This window comes from Brevundimonas sp. TWP3-1-2b1 (assembly GCF_049896165.1).
Lineage (GTDB): Bacteria > Pseudomonadota > Alphaproteobacteria > Caulobacterales > Caulobacteraceae > Brevundimonas > Brevundimonas subvibrioides_B.
On the sequence record NZ_JAFCTT010000003.1, the window covers coordinates 179,217 to 191,532 of the forward strand.

Annotated in this window: 20 protein-coding genes; 8 read left to right on the forward strand and 12 right to left on the reverse strand. The window is 69.7% G+C overall.

Annotation, left to right across the window (positions count from 1 at the left end; translation table 11 throughout):
- Positions 1 to 3: 3 nt before the first annotated feature.
- Together ubiG and ACP7AB_RS04325 are read left to right on the forward strand one after the other, a co-directional pair.
- The gene (gene ubiG / locus ACP7AB_RS04320) at positions 4 to 780 is read left to right on the forward strand and encodes a bifunctional 2-polyprenyl-6-hydroxyphenol methylase/3-demethylubiquinol 3-O-methyltransferase UbiG (protein ID WP_425990184.1); all 777 of its coding nucleotides are present in this window, start codon (positions 4 to 6) and stop codon (positions 778 to 780) included.
- Between the two features lie 99 nt (positions 781 to 879).
- Positions 880 to 1,086, forward strand: coding sequence for a hypothetical protein (locus ACP7AB_RS04325; RefSeq protein ID WP_425990183.1), 207 nt, complete (start codon positions 880 to 882; stop codon positions 1,084 to 1,086).
- On the opposite strand, the gene ACP7AB_RS04330 is transcribed toward ACP7AB_RS04325, so the two are convergent.
- The 7 genes from ACP7AB_RS04330 to ACP7AB_RS04360 form a co-directional block, all read right to left on the reverse strand.
- Positions 1,083 to 1,583, reverse strand: a complete 501-nt coding sequence (locus tag ACP7AB_RS04330; RefSeq protein ID WP_425990181.1) for a GNAT family N-acetyltransferase — start codon at positions 1,581 to 1,583, stop codon at positions 1,083 to 1,085. The genes ACP7AB_RS04325 and ACP7AB_RS04330 overlap by 4 nt on opposite strands.
- A complete protein-coding gene (locus ACP7AB_RS04335) occupies positions 1,580 to 2,041 on the reverse strand; it encodes a DUF6265 family protein (RefSeq protein WP_425990179.1) in 462 nt (153 codons plus the stop codon). Before ACP7AB_RS04335 ends, ACP7AB_RS04330 begins: the two co-directional genes overlap by 4 nt.
- Positions 2,042 to 2,084: 43 nt before the next feature.
- The gene (locus tag ACP7AB_RS04340; RefSeq protein ID WP_425990177.1) at positions 2,085 to 2,906 is read right to left on the reverse strand and encodes an AraC family transcriptional regulator; all 822 of its coding nucleotides are present in this window, start codon (positions 2,904 to 2,906) and stop codon (positions 2,085 to 2,087) included.
- A 192-nt stretch (positions 2,907 to 3,098) separates the two neighbouring features.
- The gene (locus ACP7AB_RS04345; protein WP_425990175.1) at positions 3,099 to 3,533 is read right to left on the reverse strand and encodes a DUF1178 family protein; all 435 of its coding nucleotides are present in this window, start codon (positions 3,531 to 3,533) and stop codon (positions 3,099 to 3,101) included.
- A complete protein-coding gene (locus tag ACP7AB_RS04350) occupies positions 3,530 to 4,366 on the reverse strand; it encodes a carbon-nitrogen hydrolase family protein (protein WP_425990173.1) in 837 nt (278 codons plus the stop codon). The genes ACP7AB_RS04345 and ACP7AB_RS04350 overlap by 4 nt, the downstream gene beginning before the upstream one ends.
- Positions 4,366 to 4,623, reverse strand: coding sequence for a glutaredoxin 3 (grxC, locus tag ACP7AB_RS04355; protein WP_425990171.1), 258 nt, complete (start codon positions 4,621 to 4,623; stop codon positions 4,366 to 4,368). The genes ACP7AB_RS04350 and grxC overlap by 1 nt, the downstream gene beginning before the upstream one ends.
- A gap of 69 nt (positions 4,624 to 4,692) precedes the next feature.
- Positions 4,693 to 5,499, reverse strand: coding sequence for a ComF family protein (locus tag ACP7AB_RS04360; protein WP_425990169.1), 807 nt, complete (start codon positions 5,497 to 5,499; stop codon positions 4,693 to 4,695).
- Between ACP7AB_RS04360 and ACP7AB_RS04365 the strand changes: the two genes are divergently transcribed.
- Complete coding sequence (locus tag ACP7AB_RS04365; RefSeq protein ID WP_425990167.1) at positions 5,498 to 6,382, forward strand: methyltransferase domain-containing protein; 885 nt, start codon at positions 5,498 to 5,500, stop codon at positions 6,380 to 6,382. The two genes, ACP7AB_RS04360 and ACP7AB_RS04365, sit on opposite strands and share 2 nt — an antisense overlap.
- Here the strand turns inward: ACP7AB_RS04365 and ACP7AB_RS04370 are convergent.
- Both ACP7AB_RS04370 and ACP7AB_RS04375 read right to left on the reverse strand, forming a co-directional pair.
- The gene (locus tag ACP7AB_RS04370; RefSeq protein ID WP_425990165.1) at positions 6,379 to 6,831 is read right to left on the reverse strand and encodes an OmpA family protein; all 453 of its coding nucleotides are present in this window, start codon (positions 6,829 to 6,831) and stop codon (positions 6,379 to 6,381) included. The genes ACP7AB_RS04365 and ACP7AB_RS04370 overlap by 4 nt on opposite strands.
- A gap of 82 nt (positions 6,832 to 6,913) precedes the next feature.
- Positions 6,914 to 7,261: a YMGG-like glycine zipper-containing protein gene (locus tag ACP7AB_RS04375; RefSeq protein WP_303694679.1), complete on the reverse strand. Its 348-nt coding sequence runs from the start codon at positions 7,259 to 7,261 to the stop codon at positions 6,914 to 6,916.
- A gap of 161 nt (positions 7,262 to 7,422) precedes the next feature.
- On the opposite strand from ACP7AB_RS04375, the gene ACP7AB_RS04380 reads away from it, so the two are divergent.
- The 3 genes from ACP7AB_RS04380 to ACP7AB_RS04390 are packed head-to-tail and all read left to right on the forward strand — an operon-like array spanning position 7,423 to position 9,671.
- Entirely contained in the window at positions 7,423 to 7,779 is a 357-nt protein-coding gene (locus ACP7AB_RS04380) for a hypothetical protein (protein WP_425990163.1), read from the forward strand.
- Positions 7,780 to 7,824: 45 nt separating this feature from the next.
- Positions 7,825 to 8,817: a diacylglycerol/lipid kinase family protein gene (locus tag ACP7AB_RS04385; protein WP_425990162.1), complete on the forward strand. Its 993-nt coding sequence runs from the start codon at positions 7,825 to 7,827 to the stop codon at positions 8,815 to 8,817.
- Between the two features lie 2 nt (positions 8,818 to 8,819).
- On the forward strand, positions 8,820 to 9,671 hold the full coding sequence (locus ACP7AB_RS04390; protein ID WP_425990160.1) for a metallophosphoesterase family protein: 852 nt from the start codon (positions 8,820 to 8,822) through the stop codon (positions 9,669 to 9,671).
- Positions 9,672 to 9,777: 106 nt separating this feature from the next.
- On the opposite strand, the gene ACP7AB_RS04395 is transcribed toward ACP7AB_RS04390, so the two are convergent.
- The 3 genes from ACP7AB_RS04395 to ACP7AB_RS04405 all read right to left on the reverse strand — a co-directional run bounded on the left by ACP7AB_RS04395 (position 9,778) and on the right by ACP7AB_RS04405 (position 10,822).
- Positions 9,778 to 9,954, reverse strand: a complete 177-nt coding sequence (locus ACP7AB_RS04395) for a DUF1328 domain-containing protein (protein WP_309628863.1) — start codon at positions 9,952 to 9,954, stop codon at positions 9,778 to 9,780.
- Positions 9,955 to 10,046: 92 nt separating this feature from the next.
- A complete protein-coding gene (locus tag ACP7AB_RS04400) occupies positions 10,047 to 10,445 on the reverse strand; it encodes a hypothetical protein (RefSeq protein WP_425990158.1) in 399 nt (132 codons plus the stop codon).
- Positions 10,445 to 10,822 (reverse strand): glycine zipper domain-containing protein, encoded by a 378-nt coding sequence (locus tag ACP7AB_RS04405; protein ID WP_425990156.1) that lies wholly within the window; start codon positions 10,820 to 10,822, stop codon positions 10,445 to 10,447. The genes ACP7AB_RS04400 and ACP7AB_RS04405 overlap by 1 nt, the downstream gene beginning before the upstream one ends.
- A gap of 204 nt (positions 10,823 to 11,026) precedes the next feature.
- Between ACP7AB_RS04405 and ACP7AB_RS04410 the strand changes: the two genes are divergently transcribed.
- Together ACP7AB_RS04410 and maiA are read left to right on the forward strand one after the other, a co-directional pair.
- Positions 11,027 to 11,680: a fumarylacetoacetate hydrolase family protein gene (locus ACP7AB_RS04410; protein WP_425990154.1), complete on the forward strand. Its 654-nt coding sequence runs from the start codon at positions 11,027 to 11,029 to the stop codon at positions 11,678 to 11,680.
- The gene (gene maiA / locus ACP7AB_RS04415) at positions 11,677 to 12,309 is read left to right on the forward strand and encodes a maleylacetoacetate isomerase (RefSeq protein WP_425990152.1); all 633 of its coding nucleotides are present in this window, start codon (positions 11,677 to 11,679) and stop codon (positions 12,307 to 12,309) included. The genes ACP7AB_RS04410 and maiA overlap by 4 nt, the downstream gene beginning before the upstream one ends.
- Positions 12,310 to 12,316: the final 7 nt, after the last annotated feature.

Sequence of the window (12,316 nt, forward strand, 5' to 3'; positions counted from 1 at the left end):
ACGATGCGCAAACCCCAAACGGGGCAGGGTTTTGCCGATATCGCAGAAGGCGCCAGCATCGATCCCGCCGACGTGGCCCGGTTCTCGGCCCAGGCGGCGGAATGGTGGGACGCGAGCGGCCCGTTCGCCCCCCTGCACCGGTTCAACCCGGCGCGGCTGGCCTTCATCCGCGACCGGGTGGCCGAACGGTTCGGGCGCGCCCCCCGGACGCGCGCGCCGTTCGAGGGCCTGAGCCTGATCGACATCGGCTGCGGCGGCGGCCTGATCGCCGAGCCGATGCGGCGAATGGGGTTTGCCGTCACCGCCGTCGACGCCTCGTCCGAGAACATCGGCACGGCCCGGGCCCATGCGGCCGAACAGGGTCTCGACATCGCCTATCGCGCCGCGACGGTGGAGCAGGTCGAAGCGGAAGGCGCGGGGCCGTTCGACGTCGTTCTGGTGCTGGAAATCATCGAGCATGTGGCCGACCCGGAGGCCTTCATCCGGGCCTGTTCGCGGCTGATCGCGCCCGGCGGGATCCTGGTCGTCGCCACTCTGAACCGGACGCTGAAGTCGCTGGCGCTGGGCAAGATCGCGGCCGAATACATCCTGCGCTGGGTGCCTGCGGGCACGCACGACTGGCGTCAATTCCTCAAGCCGGACGAGATCCGGTCGATGCTGTCGGCCGAGCCGGTGGCGGTGACCGGTCCCTTCGGCCTGAACTATTCGCCGCTCAGCGACCGCTGGAGCGAGAGCGCCGGGGCCGACGTCAACTACATGATGCTGGCCACGCGGGACTGACCGCAAAGCTTACGGAGATTTCATCCAGCTGTCAGACTTGTAACGGGATTCTGGCCGCGCGCGGTGGCAACGAGGAGCCATCGCAATGGAGCCTCCGCCATGAAACGCCTGCTGATTCTCGCCACCGTCTCCGCCGCCCTGATGACCTCGGGCTGCATCACCGTGATCGACGCCGACGGCGACGACTCCTGGCACGGCAACAACGCCCAGCCGTTCGACGCCGCCCGCGAGGAGTGCGACGACCGCACCGAGAGCCGCGACGCCTTCGTCGTCTGCATGGCCGGGAAGGGCTGGACCCGCAGCTAGCCCGCTCTCGTCATATAGCGGGCGTCGGAGCCGTAGCTGGTCAGTTTGGCCGCCATCTCCGGCGTCTCGCGCACGTCGAACCCGTGTCCGCGCCAGAAGTCGACGGCGTCGTTGACCGCGACCAGGGCGATCGTCGTCCGGCCGCTCGCCCTGGCCAGATCGACCACAGCGGCCACCGCCGGCCTCGACCAGCCCTGCCCCCGCATCGCGGGCGTCAGGACGAGGTCGTGCAGATAGAGGATCGAGGCGTCCGCTGGAATCGCCTCGATCAGGGTGTTGAGCGTCGGCGCTGCGTCCCTCGTCCACGGATAGGCGACCAGATAGCCCTCCAGCCCGCCCGGCGTCTGGAGCACGAAACAGCCCGCCGGGTTGAGGGCGAGCCGGTTCTCGAAACAGTCCCGGCCCTCGAAATGGTTGGGAAAACCGATGACGGCGATCCCGGCGACGCGATCGAGGTCGGCTTCGGTCATCGGCCGCCAGCCGGTTGCAGTCGTCACGGGGTGGGACATCTCGTATTCAGCTCGGCCTTGTCGAATCGCCAGTCCATCGCCTGGTCGCGGTCGCCCATCCGTCCCTCGATCCGGGCCGTCAGGACGTCGCCCGTCCGCTGATAGATGACGCGCTGGGGAAAGTCGTTGTCGAGGTTCTGGAACACCACTCGCGAGGCCGAGGCCGCGAGCACTGGAAAGGCGGTCGCCGCCGCGCCGCCGGGCTGGGCGACATAGGCCATGACGCCGTCGATCGGGGCCACCCGCGCATACTCGAACGACGTCTCGCCCGAGGCCACCGTGACCGCCGCGCCGATCAGGACGCTGCCGCGCGGGTCGGTCCAGGTCTCCGATGCCTCGCGCCCTTGCGAACAGTCCAGCCAGTAACCGGCCATCCAGGCCAGATCGGGCCGGGCCGGCGCGGTCTGCAGCGCTGCAGCGGCGAACAGGGCGGTCAGGATAGTCATCGGCGTCCTCCAGGCGGCCGCGTCGTGCGGCGACGGGTCAAGCCTAGGCCAGGTGCGGCGCGCCGGGCTTGTAGGTTTGCGACGCGATGGCGCGGGCCAGTTCGACCTGTTCGCGCGCCCATTCCGTCGCCGTGCAGCCGAGGAAGCGGCGGAAGTCGCGGGCCATCTGCGGCTGGTCGAAATAACCCGCGCCCAGACCGGCCTCCAGCCAGCCGCCCGCCTCGGGCGTCGGCTCCAGCGCATGGTCGAACACCCGCCGGAACCGCAGCACGGAGCGCAGCATCCGGGGCGAGACACCGACCCGGTCGAGAAAGCGGCGCTGCATCGCGCGCTGGTCCCCGGGGGGGCGCACGGCGGCGGGCGCATCGTCCATCATCGCCTCAACTTCGGCGCGGACGACCGGATCGACGGTCCAGCCCTGTTGAAGCCGCAGCGCCTCCAGCCGGTCGGTCATGGCCTTCGTCTGGGCCTCCGGATCGCCGGCGGGCGGCCGGACGCCTCTGAGCCGGTCGACCATGTCCAGCCGCCCGTCGGTCGCCGTGCTCAGCGGGGCGCCCAGCCAGTCGCGGGCGCCGTCGGGGTGGAAGCGGACGGCGACCAGTTCGACCGCGCCGACCGGGCGTATGGCGATGGGCCGTGTCATCTGGCCGGCGAACAGGGCGGACGGCTGCAGGCGCCAGACCCCGTCCGGCCCCTCCTCCTCATAGGGGGCGCCGATGTCGAGGATCAGTTCGGGACAGCCGTCGGGGGCGATCCGCTGGACGGTGTCCGACGGTTCGGGATTGGCGTAGGTCCAGATCACCTTGACCCAGGGGGCCAGGGACGGCGGCGGCGGGAACTCGGCGTAGCGTTCTTCGATGTTCAAACGGCGATCCCCCAATCCTGTTCACCGTGCACCCCGGCGAAGGCCGGGGTCCAGATGGAATGACGCGTTTCAGGGGGGGAGCCGGTACGTCGTCCAACCTGCCCGAGTCCGTGATCTGGAACCCGGGCCGGAGTTTAGCCTCGGGCTGGCGTAGCCAGACCCGGGGGCCGGGATGCACGGAGGGAAGGGACCTCAGTTCGCCTTGCCCGGATCGATCGGGGCCGGCGGCAGGGCGGCGCAGGGGACGCCGTCCTCCTTCAGCGCCCTGACCTCGGCAGGCGTGGCTTCGCCGTAGATCTCGCGCTTCTCGGCGGCGCCCTCGTGGATGGCGCGGGCTTCGCGGGCGAACGTATCCCCGACATAGTCAAAATTCTGCTCGACGTGGCTGCGCACCTCGCGGGCGGCCTGCATCATCATCGTCTGGACCCGGGCCGTCATGTCGGGATCGGCGCCGCGAGTCTTCGTGCCCGCGACGGCCGGCGCCATGATCTGTTTCGACACGGCGTGGGAGCCGCAGAACGGGCATTCGACGAGGCCGCGCACCGCCTGATCGTCATAGGCGTCGGACGACCCGAACCAGGCTTCGAACGGGTGGGCGTGATCGCAGACGAGGGCGTAACGGATCATGGAGCGGTGAACTCCCGGTCGTGACGCAGGGCGGGCACGGAAGAGCGGGCCTTCTCGACGGCCGAGACGTCCAGCCTTGCGTGCAGTACGCCCGGTTCGTCGTGATCCAGTCTGGCGATCACCTCGCCCCAGGGACCGACGACGGTCGAGCGGCCCCAGGTCCTGCGGCCGTCCTCGTGCGTCCCGCCCTGGGCCGGGGCCAGGACGAAGGCGCCGGTCTCGATGGCGCGGGCGCGCAGCAGGGTCTCCCAGTGGGCCTCGCCGGTCGGGACGGTGAAGGCGGCCGGAACCGAGATCATGCCGGCGCCGGCCTTGGCCAGCTGGCGGAACAGATGCGGGAAGCGAATGTCGTAGCAGACCGTCAGGCCCAGACGGCCCCAGGGCGTATCGGCCACGACCGCGCCGTCGCCGGGCCGGATCGTCGAGCTCTCGCGGTAACTTTCGCCATTCGGCAGGTCGACGTCGAACACGTGCAGCTTGTCGTAGCGGGCAACGATGCCGCCGCCGGCGTCGATCAGCAGCGAGCGGTTGGCGGCCCGGTCGTCTCCGGCCTGCTCCGACTTGACGATGGCTGAGCCCATCAGGATCCAGACGTCCAGCTCCGCCGCCAGATGGCGCAGGCCCAGGACGACGGCGTCCTGCCGTTCGCTGACGATGGCGAGACCGCGGCGGTCCTTGCGCTGTTCCAGCAGGTTCGACCCCTCGGGCGTCAGAATGAATTTCGCGCCTTGTGCCGCCGCTTGCCGGATCAGGGGCTCGACATGGGCCAGCGCCGCAGCCTGCGTCCCCGGGGTGCGGGTCTGGATCAGAGCGATGGGCAGGCCCGAAGACATCAGGCGGCCAGAAGCGCGTCGAGCTGGCCGCGCCGGTCCAGGGCGTGCATGTCGTCGGAGCCGCCGATGTGTTTTCCATCGACGAAGATCTGGGGGAAGGTGGCCTTGCCGCCCGACTTCTGGATCATCTCGGCCTTCTTCTTCGGGTCGTTGGAGGCCACGATCTCGGTGAAATCGACGCCTTTGCGCGCCAGCAGGCCCATGGCCGCCATGCAGTAGGGGCAACCGGGTTTGGTGTAGAGGACGACGTCGGCCAAGGCGGCAGCTCCGAAAAATCAGTGTGATCGACCGTGCACGGTGCAAGGCGTACGGATCGAACCGTTCCCCTATCTAGGCAGTTCCCGCGCCGTTCGCACCCTCGCGATGACGGCCAGGTCCACGGCGCGGGCGCCGGCCTCGAGAAGCGCGCGGGCGCAGGCCTCGGCCGTCGCCCCTGTGGTCAGGACGTCGTCGACCAGCAGGATGCGCCGCCCGCGTACCTGTCGCGCCGCAGCTTCGGACACGGCGAAGGCCGATTTCACATTCAGCTTGCGGCCGCGCAGGCTGCGTCCGCCCTGGGTTTCGGTGGCGCGGGCGCGGATCAGGGCCTCGGGCAGATAGTCGCGGTTCGCCGCCCGGGCGATCGGCCGCGCGATCTCGGCGGCCTGGTTGAAACGCCGGGCCAGCAGGCGCGAGCGATGCAGCGGCACAGGCACGACGGCGTCGCAGTCCTCGATGAGAGGCGCGGCGGCCCGGCCCATCCAGCGGGCGAACAAAGATGCGAACTGCTGCTGATCGCCATGCTTGAACTTCAGGATCAGGCCGCGCGAGGCCGTGTCGTAGACGCAGGCGGCGCGGGCCCGGGCGAAAACATAGGGCTGGGCCAGACAGGCGGCGCAGCGATCCGAGGCGAAATCGCCGCCGTCATATTCGAACGCCGCCCCGCAACCGTCGCAGACGGGGTCTTCCAGAAAGATCACCCGGCTCCAGGCGCCGGCGGTCAGGCCGGCGGCGGCCGTCGCTTCGCGGCTGTCATGGGCCATGGGCGGCAGGATCAGGTCGGCCAGGCCCCGGCCGAAAGACGTCAGCCTTCGACCGATCCGCGACCGGCCGTCTTCCCAACGCTCGCTCCAGCCCCCATCCTCAACAGCCATGACCGAACCGGGCCCTCCCCTGATCTTCGACGCCGCGCGGCGGGCGGCCCGGCTGGCGCGGTCGGAGCGCCGTTTCGCCGACGCCGACTTCCTGCATCACCGCGCCGCCGAGAACGCCGTTCTCAGTCTCGAGGCGACCTTGCGGGAGTTTCCGGTCGCCGTCGACCTGTCTGCGCACCCGGGACCGTTCGCCCAGGCTCTGGCCGGGAGCGATGCCGCTGGCCGGGTCGGATCGCCGCGCGCGGTCGGGGATCGGACGGATCGCGCCGGACCGGGCGCCAGGACCCCGGACATCGAGCCGGGGTCGGCTGATCTGATCGTGTCCTTGATGACCCTGCACTGGGCCAACGACCTGCCCGGCGCGCTGAGCCAGATCCGGCGGACGCTGAAGCCGGACGGGCTGTTTCTGGGGACGCTGCTGGGCGCGGGGACGCTGAAGGAGCTGCGCGGCGTGCTGACCGAGGCGGAGCTGGCCGAACGTGGCGGGGCCCAGGCGCGGGTGTCGCCCTTCGCCGACGGCTTCGACGGGGCCGGCCTGCTGCAGCGGGCCGGGTTCGCCCTGCCGGTGGCGGACGTGGATCGGTTGACGGTCCGCTATCCGGACCTGTTCGCCCTGATCCGCGACCTGCGCGCCATGGGCGAGACCAATGTGCTGGCGGGCGCGGTCCGGCCCCTGACCCGGCCGATCATCGCCCGGGCGGCGGCCCTCTATTCAGAACGATATGGCGAGGCCGATGGCCGCATCCCGGCGACGTTCGAGATCGTCAACCTGGCCGGCTGGGCGCCGCATGAGAGCCAGCAGAAACCGCTGCCGCGCGGATCGGCCAGGGTCCGGCTCGCCGACGCGCTGGGCGTCGTCGAGCACGGACGGCACGATCCTTAGCGAGGCGTGGCCTCGACCAGAACTTCGGTGCGGCGGCGCAGGGGTTCGGCCACGCCTGAGGACGTCGTGGCACCCTGATCGCCTGCAGCCGTGAGCTCAAAAGCGGGCGTCGGCCATCCGGCGGCGGTCAGGGCCTCGGCCACCGCGAGGGCGCGTTGCTCGGACAGGGCCTGATTGGCGTCGGCGCTGCCCGTAGACGACGCCAGGCCCAGCACCCGGACGGTCTTGATCTCGCAGCCCTGAAGTTGGGTCGCGGTCAGGCCGATCGCCGTCCGCGCGGCCGGCGTCAGGCTCGCCTGGTCCTCGGCGAAATAGATGTCGAACCGTTTGGCGGCGCAGGCCGAGGGCTCGGTCACCAGCTCGTCACGGCTGGGCGTCCGCAGGGTTGAACACCCCGCCAGCGCCATCGCCGCCAAACTGGCCGCCAGAATCGTCGATTTCATCGTCATGTCGCCGCCTCCCTGAATTCTGTCACGGAAAGGGCGGCCCGCCGTCGACGAGCCGCCCCGAAAAACCTTGCGGTTCAGTATCCTAGTAGCGACGCTGACCGTTTTCCCAGTAGCACTCGTCCTGGCGGTTGTCGTAGCAGTAGTAGTAATTTCCGCGGTTATCGCGGTAGCGCTGCTGGGCGTTGCGGTCGGCTTGCGAGCCGCGGACAGCGCCGACAGCGCCGCCGGCGAGGCCGCCGATAAGAGCGCCGGTCGCGGCGTTACCCGAACCGACGTTGTTGCCGATGATGGCGCCGGCCACTGCGCCGATGCCGGCGCCGATGGCACCCTGACGGACGGTCTGGTTGCTGCTGCTGTTGCCGTACGGGTCGCTGGCGCAGGCCGTGGCCAGCAGACCTGCGGCGCCGATCGCGAGAATTGCCTTGTTCATTGGATGGTCCTTCATTCCTGATGTTTCGCCCCGGGAGCGAGAACGCTGGATTATGGCAGAGGTTCCGCGCCTATGCTCCCGGTTAACGATGACATATGACTGCAGTGCGGGCGCGCGAGGGGCGTGGTCCGCGTCACGGCAGTCCGAGGGGGTTATTTATGATGCGTTTTCCTGAACCGGTCCGTATGGCGGACGACGACCAGGCCAGCCCTGTGTGGGCCCGCTCGAAACGGCGAGGCGGTGGCGGAGGCGGGTTCGTGGGCCTGATCGTCACCCTGCTGGCGCTGTTCGGCGTTCTGACCGCAGTGCTGGGCGTCAAGGAGCAGTCGCTGGCCGAGGGCGGGGCGATGATGGACGGCTGGATCACCGCCGGCGTCGACCAGGGCAGGAAACTGATCGGTCAGGCCCCCGAGGCCGCCGAGGTCGCCGCCGACAAGGCGGGCGCGGCCGCAGAGAAGACCGGCGACGCTCTGGAAGCCGGCGCGGCGACCACGGCCGAGAAACTCCAGACGCAATAGTGAAGCTTCGCCGGAACGCCCGGCGAAACGACGCGTTCGGGGCGAATGACCGATACGACACTGCCTGACGTCGAAATCTCGACGCCCGACGACGCGGCCCAGGACTTCGGTTCCGGGCCGCGCAGTCTGACCGCTCATGTGGCGATCACCCGGGTGGTGGTGCTGGTCAATCCGCTGTCCGGTTCGGTGGGCCCGCGCGCGGCAGCCGAGGTCGAGGCGATCCTGGCCGACTATCCGTGCGAGGCGGAGGTCGTCGAACTGGTCGGCGAGACTATGGACGCCCAGATCAACACGGCCATTGCGTCCTCGCCGGACGTGCTGTTCGTCCTGGCCGGCGACGGCACGGCGCGGGCGGTCGCGTCCAGGGCCGGGCCGAACGGCCCGCTGGTCGCCCCGCTGCCGGGCGGGACGATGAACATGCTGCCCAAGGCGCTTTACGGCACAGCCGACTGGAAGGTCGCCCTGCGCCGCGCGCTCGAGCACGGCGCGCCGCAGTGCGTATCGGGCGGCTCGGTCGAGGGCCAGGCCTTCTATTGCGCCGGCATCTTCGGCTCGCCCGCCCTGTGGGCTCCGGCCCGGGAGGCGATGCGCACCGGCAAGCTGAGCCTGGCCTGGACCTATGGCCGACGCGCCCTGCGCCGCGCCTTCTCGGGCAAGATCCGGGTTGAGCTGGATGGCGGCAGGTCGCGGCGCAGCGAGGCCCTGGTTCTGATCAGCCCGATGATCTCCCAGGCCATGGACGCGCCCGTGGGACTGGAGGCGGCAGCCATGAACCCGGCCGATGCGGCCCAGGCCTTCCGGCTGGCGGCCGCCGCCCTGTTCAGCGACTGGCGTCAGGATCCCTCGGTCATGACCCAGCCCGCCAGACGCATCCGCATCCGGGCCAGGTCGCGGATTCCGGCGGTGCTCGATGGCGAGCCGACCCTCCTGCCGCACGATACGACGGTGACCTTCATCCCCAAGGCCTTTCAGGCCCTGGTCCCCGAGCCGCTTCCGCCCGAGTCCTCCGGGTCCGGGACGGCCGCGGACGGCGTTTGAGCATGGGGCGGGTTCTCCAGTTTTCGGACGTCCATTTCGGAGTCGAGCACAAGCATGCCTGCGCCGCCGCGCTCGACTATGCCCATGCCGCGCCCAGCGATCTGATCCTGATTACCGGGGACATCACCCAGAAGGGCTATCCGGACGAGTTCGCGGCCGCCGGCGCCTGGATCAAGGCCATGCCGAGGCCGCGTTTCGTCATCGTCGGCAATCACGACGTGCCCTACTGGGACGTGGCGGCGCGGCTGTTCTGGCCGTGGAAGGCGTTCGAGACGGCGACCGGACATCCGGCCCATGACGGAGAGTTCGTTTCCGACGCCGTCATGGTGCGGGGCGTCACCACCGCGCGCGGCTGGCAGGCGCGGGCCAACTGGTCCAAGGGCGTCATCGACCTGGACCAGACCCGACGCGCGGCCGAGGCCCTGCGCGCGGCGCCGGTCGGGGCGCTGAGGATCCTGGCCTGTCACCATCCGCTGATCGAGATGATCGGCGCGCCGATGACCGGCGAGGTCAAGCGCGGCGAGGCGGCGGCGACGATCTTCGCCGAGGCGGGGGTCGACCTGATCACCACGGGCCATGTGCATGTGCCGTTCGCCCTGCCTATCGACCTGTCGGACCGTTGTTCCTACGCCATCGGCTGCGGGACCCTGTCGCACCGCGAGCGCGGCACCCCGCCCGGCTTCAACGAGATCCTCTGGGACAGGCGCCAGATCACGGTGAACGCCATCGCCTGGACCGGCGACCGGTTCGAATGCAGCAAGTCCTGGAAGCTGCCGCGCCGTCAGGACACGCGTCATGCGGAGACCGCGCCTGATCCGGCCGTGCCGGGGATGAAGGAGGCGGCGGCGGTTTGAAAGGGCGCGGATCGGGATGTCGCCCTATCCGGCCGCGAGCGCCGCCCAAACAAAAAGCCGCGACCCGAAGGCCGCGGCTCTTGTCTACGGTGCTGGCCTCAGCCGGCTATATGCGCGTCCCGCGTCCCCGAAGTCCGCCCGCGACCAGCGAGATGACGAACAGGATGATGGCGATCACGGCGACGAACTTGGCGATTTCGAACGAGAAGTTGGCGATCCCGCCGAAGCCGAGAACGGCGGCGACGAGGGCGACGACGAGGAAAATAATGGCCCAGCGAATCATGGATGGCCCTCCTTGAAAGGGGTTGATGACAGGCGCCGCCCAACCTCGACGCCGCCTGTCTGATCAACGTGCAGAAGGCGTAGCCGTTCCGCCTATCGCCGGTACCGCGTGTGCGATTTCTCGGTGAAGGCCGCCGCGACCATGGTCGCCAGCGCCGGGTTGCGAAGGAAGATCCAGCCCCCGGCAAGCGCGGCGACCGTGCCGAGGATCGGACGCGTGCGGAACAGGGCATAGGCCCGGCCGCCGAGACCCTCGGGCTCTTCTTCCTCGACCTCGTCATCCATCACGCCGGCGGCGTTGAGGAAGACGACGGCCACGATGATCGCGATCAGGGCGAAGACCCCGGCCGTGATGGCGGCGGCGCCCAGGGCGGGCAGGACCAGGGCGAGCGCATAATACAGGGTCGCGCCCAGGGCGACGATCGCCACGAAGGCGCTGGCGGCGACCACGAAGGCCGCCGTCAGTTTCTTGATCAGCCCCTTGCCGATCATCAGCGGCGACGACCCGCCAGCAGCAGGCCGAGCACGACGCCGACACCCAGGGCGATGGCGGTCGACTGGACCGGACGCTCCTGGACGCGCTCGGTGATGTAGCGCTGGGCTTCATCGAAACGCTCCGAGGCGTCGTCGTAATATTCGCGGCCGCGCACGCGGGCCTGGTCGTAATAGCCGCGCGCCTGGTCGCGCAGTTCGTCGGCGCGCTCACGGATGCGGGCGTCGGCCTCGGCGGCCTTTTCGCGCAGGCGCGCCTCGGTCTCGGCCGCCCTGGCCTTCAGCCGCGCGGTCTCCTCGCGGGCGCCGACCTTGAGATCCTCCTTGAGGGTGTTCAGGTCGTTCTTGATGTCTTCTCTAGCCTTCGTGGTCGCCATGGTGCCGCGCTCCGTTTTGACAGCTTGGCCCTAGATACAGGCCCAGGCCGGTGAACGCCAGATTGCGGCGGCGGTTCCTTTGCGGTGCAGCAAGAAGGGTGGCGGGTGGTGGGTGATTGCTGACGGGTGGAGGCAGGGTTTCAGCCGCCGGTCACGAGCCGCCAGCCACTTCTCAAAACCCGCGAGCGCTCTACAACCGCAACCATGACCTCTTTCCTGTTCCCCCCCGCCCCGACCGTTTCCCTGCCCGTCGTCGGCGATGCGCGCCGTTTTCCGGTGCGGCGCATCCTGTGCGTGGGCCAGAACTACGCGGCCCATGCGCGCGAGATGGGCAACGATCCGACGCGCCAGGCACCCTTCTTCTTCTCCAAACCCGCCGACGCCATCGTTACGGACGGCGGCGACCCGGCCTATCCGTCGGCGACGGCGAACCTGCACTACGAGGTCGAGCTGGTCGCTGCGATCGGCGAGGGTGGGGCCATCGTCGGATGGGCCGTCGGCGTCGATCTGACGCGGCGGGACCTGCAGGCCCAGGCGAAGGAGAAGGGCCGTCCGTGGGATGCGGCCAAGGGATTCGACCAGTCGGCGCCCTGCGGCCCCCTGACGCTCGGCGCCCTGCCGGAGCCGGAGGGAGCCATCGTCCTCACCGTCAACGGCGAGACGAAACAGTCGTCGACCCTGGCCGAGATGATCTGGAACCCCGCCGAGATCGTCGGGAAGGCGGGCGAACTGTGGGCGCTCCGGCCCGGCGACCTGATCTTCACGGGCACGCCCGAGGGCGTCGGGCCCCTGGTCGCGGGCGATGTGGTCGAGGCGACCGTCGCCGGTCTCGAAACCTTGGGGTTCACGGTTCGATGATCCTGCACGGCTATTTCCGTTCCAGCGCCGCCTACCGGACGCGCATCGCCCTGAACCTGAAGGGCGTCGCCTACGAACAGCAGGACATCGACCTGCGCACCGGGGCGCAGCGGTCGGAGGCCTTCCTCAAGCTGAACCCGCAGGGGCTGGTGCCCGCGCTGGAAGTGGACGGTGTGGTCCTGACCCAGAGCGCGGCCATCCTGGAATGGCTGGACGAGACCTATGCCGAGCCGCCGCTGATGCCCGGGAGCGCCATCGGCCGGGCCCAGGTGCGGGGGCTGATCGGGCTGATCGCCTCGGACATCCATCCGCTGAATAATCTGCGCGTCCTGACCGAGCTGCGGACGACCTTCGGGGCCGATCAAACGCAGATCGACGCCTGGGCCGGACGCTGGATGGTCCCGGGGTTCGAGGCCCTGACCGCCCTGACGGCGAAGCAGGGCAGGGGCTGGCTGCACGGCGACGCCCCGACCCTGGCGGACTGCTATCTGATCCCGCAGCTCTATTCGGCACGGCGGTTCAATGTGGACCTGGCGCCCTTCGCCGCCCTGACGGCGATCGAGGCGCGGGCCTTGGCCCACCCCGCCTTCGCCGCCGCCCATCCGGACCGGCAGCCCGGCGCCGACTGACCGATTC

Coding starts and splice junctions, on each gene's coding strand:
- ubiG (WP_425990184.1), top strand. CDS start 4: ATGCGCAAACCCCAAACGGGGCAGGGTTTTGCCGATATCGCAGAAGGC.
- ACP7AB_RS04325 (WP_425990183.1), top strand. CDS start 880: ATGAAACGCCTGCTGATTCTCGCCACCGTCTCCGCCGCCCTGATGACC.
- ACP7AB_RS04335 (WP_425990179.1), bottom strand. CDS start 2,041: ATGACTATCCTGACCGCCCTGTTCGCCGCTGCAGCGCTGCAGACCGCG.
- ACP7AB_RS04345 (WP_425990175.1), bottom strand. CDS start 3,533: ATGATCCGTTACGCCCTCGTCTGCGATCACGCCCACCCGTTCGAAGCC.
- ACP7AB_RS04350 (WP_425990173.1), bottom strand. CDS start 4,366: ATGTCTTCGGGCCTGCCCATCGCTCTGATCCAGACCCGCACCCCGGGG.
- ACP7AB_RS04365 (WP_425990167.1), top strand. CDS start 5,498: ATGACCGAACCGGGCCCTCCCCTGATCTTCGACGCCGCGCGGCGGGCG.
- ACP7AB_RS04360 (WP_425990169.1), bottom strand. CDS start 5,499: ATGGCTGTTGAGGATGGGGGCTGGAGCGAGCGTTGGGAAGACGGCCGG.
- ACP7AB_RS04370 (WP_425990165.1), bottom strand. CDS start 6,831: ATGACGATGAAATCGACGATTCTGGCGGCCAGTTTGGCGGCGATGGCG.
- ACP7AB_RS04375 (WP_303694679.1), bottom strand. CDS start 7,261: ATGAACAAGGCAATTCTCGCGATCGGCGCCGCAGGTCTGCTGGCCACG.
- ACP7AB_RS04380 (WP_425990163.1), top strand. CDS start 7,423: ATGCGTTTTCCTGAACCGGTCCGTATGGCGGACGACGACCAGGCCAGC.
- ACP7AB_RS04385 (WP_425990162.1), top strand. CDS start 7,825: ATGACCGATACGACACTGCCTGACGTCGAAATCTCGACGCCCGACGAC.
- ACP7AB_RS04390 (WP_425990160.1), top strand. CDS start 8,820: ATGGGGCGGGTTCTCCAGTTTTCGGACGTCCATTTCGGAGTCGAGCAC.
- ACP7AB_RS04395 (WP_309628863.1), bottom strand. CDS start 9,954: ATGATTCGCTGGGCCATTATTTTCCTCGTCGTCGCCCTCGTCGCCGCC.
- ACP7AB_RS04400 (WP_425990158.1), bottom strand. CDS start 10,445: ATGATCGGCAAGGGGCTGATCAAGAAACTGACGGCGGCCTTCGTGGTC.
- ACP7AB_RS04405 (WP_425990156.1), bottom strand. CDS start 10,822: ATGGCGACCACGAAGGCTAGAGAAGACATCAAGAACGACCTGAACACC.
- ACP7AB_RS04410 (WP_425990154.1), top strand. CDS start 11,027: ATGACCTCTTTCCTGTTCCCCCCCGCCCCGACCGTTTCCCTGCCCGTC.
- maiA (WP_425990152.1), top strand. CDS start 11,677: ATGATCCTGCACGGCTATTTCCGTTCCAGCGCCGCCTACCGGACGCGC.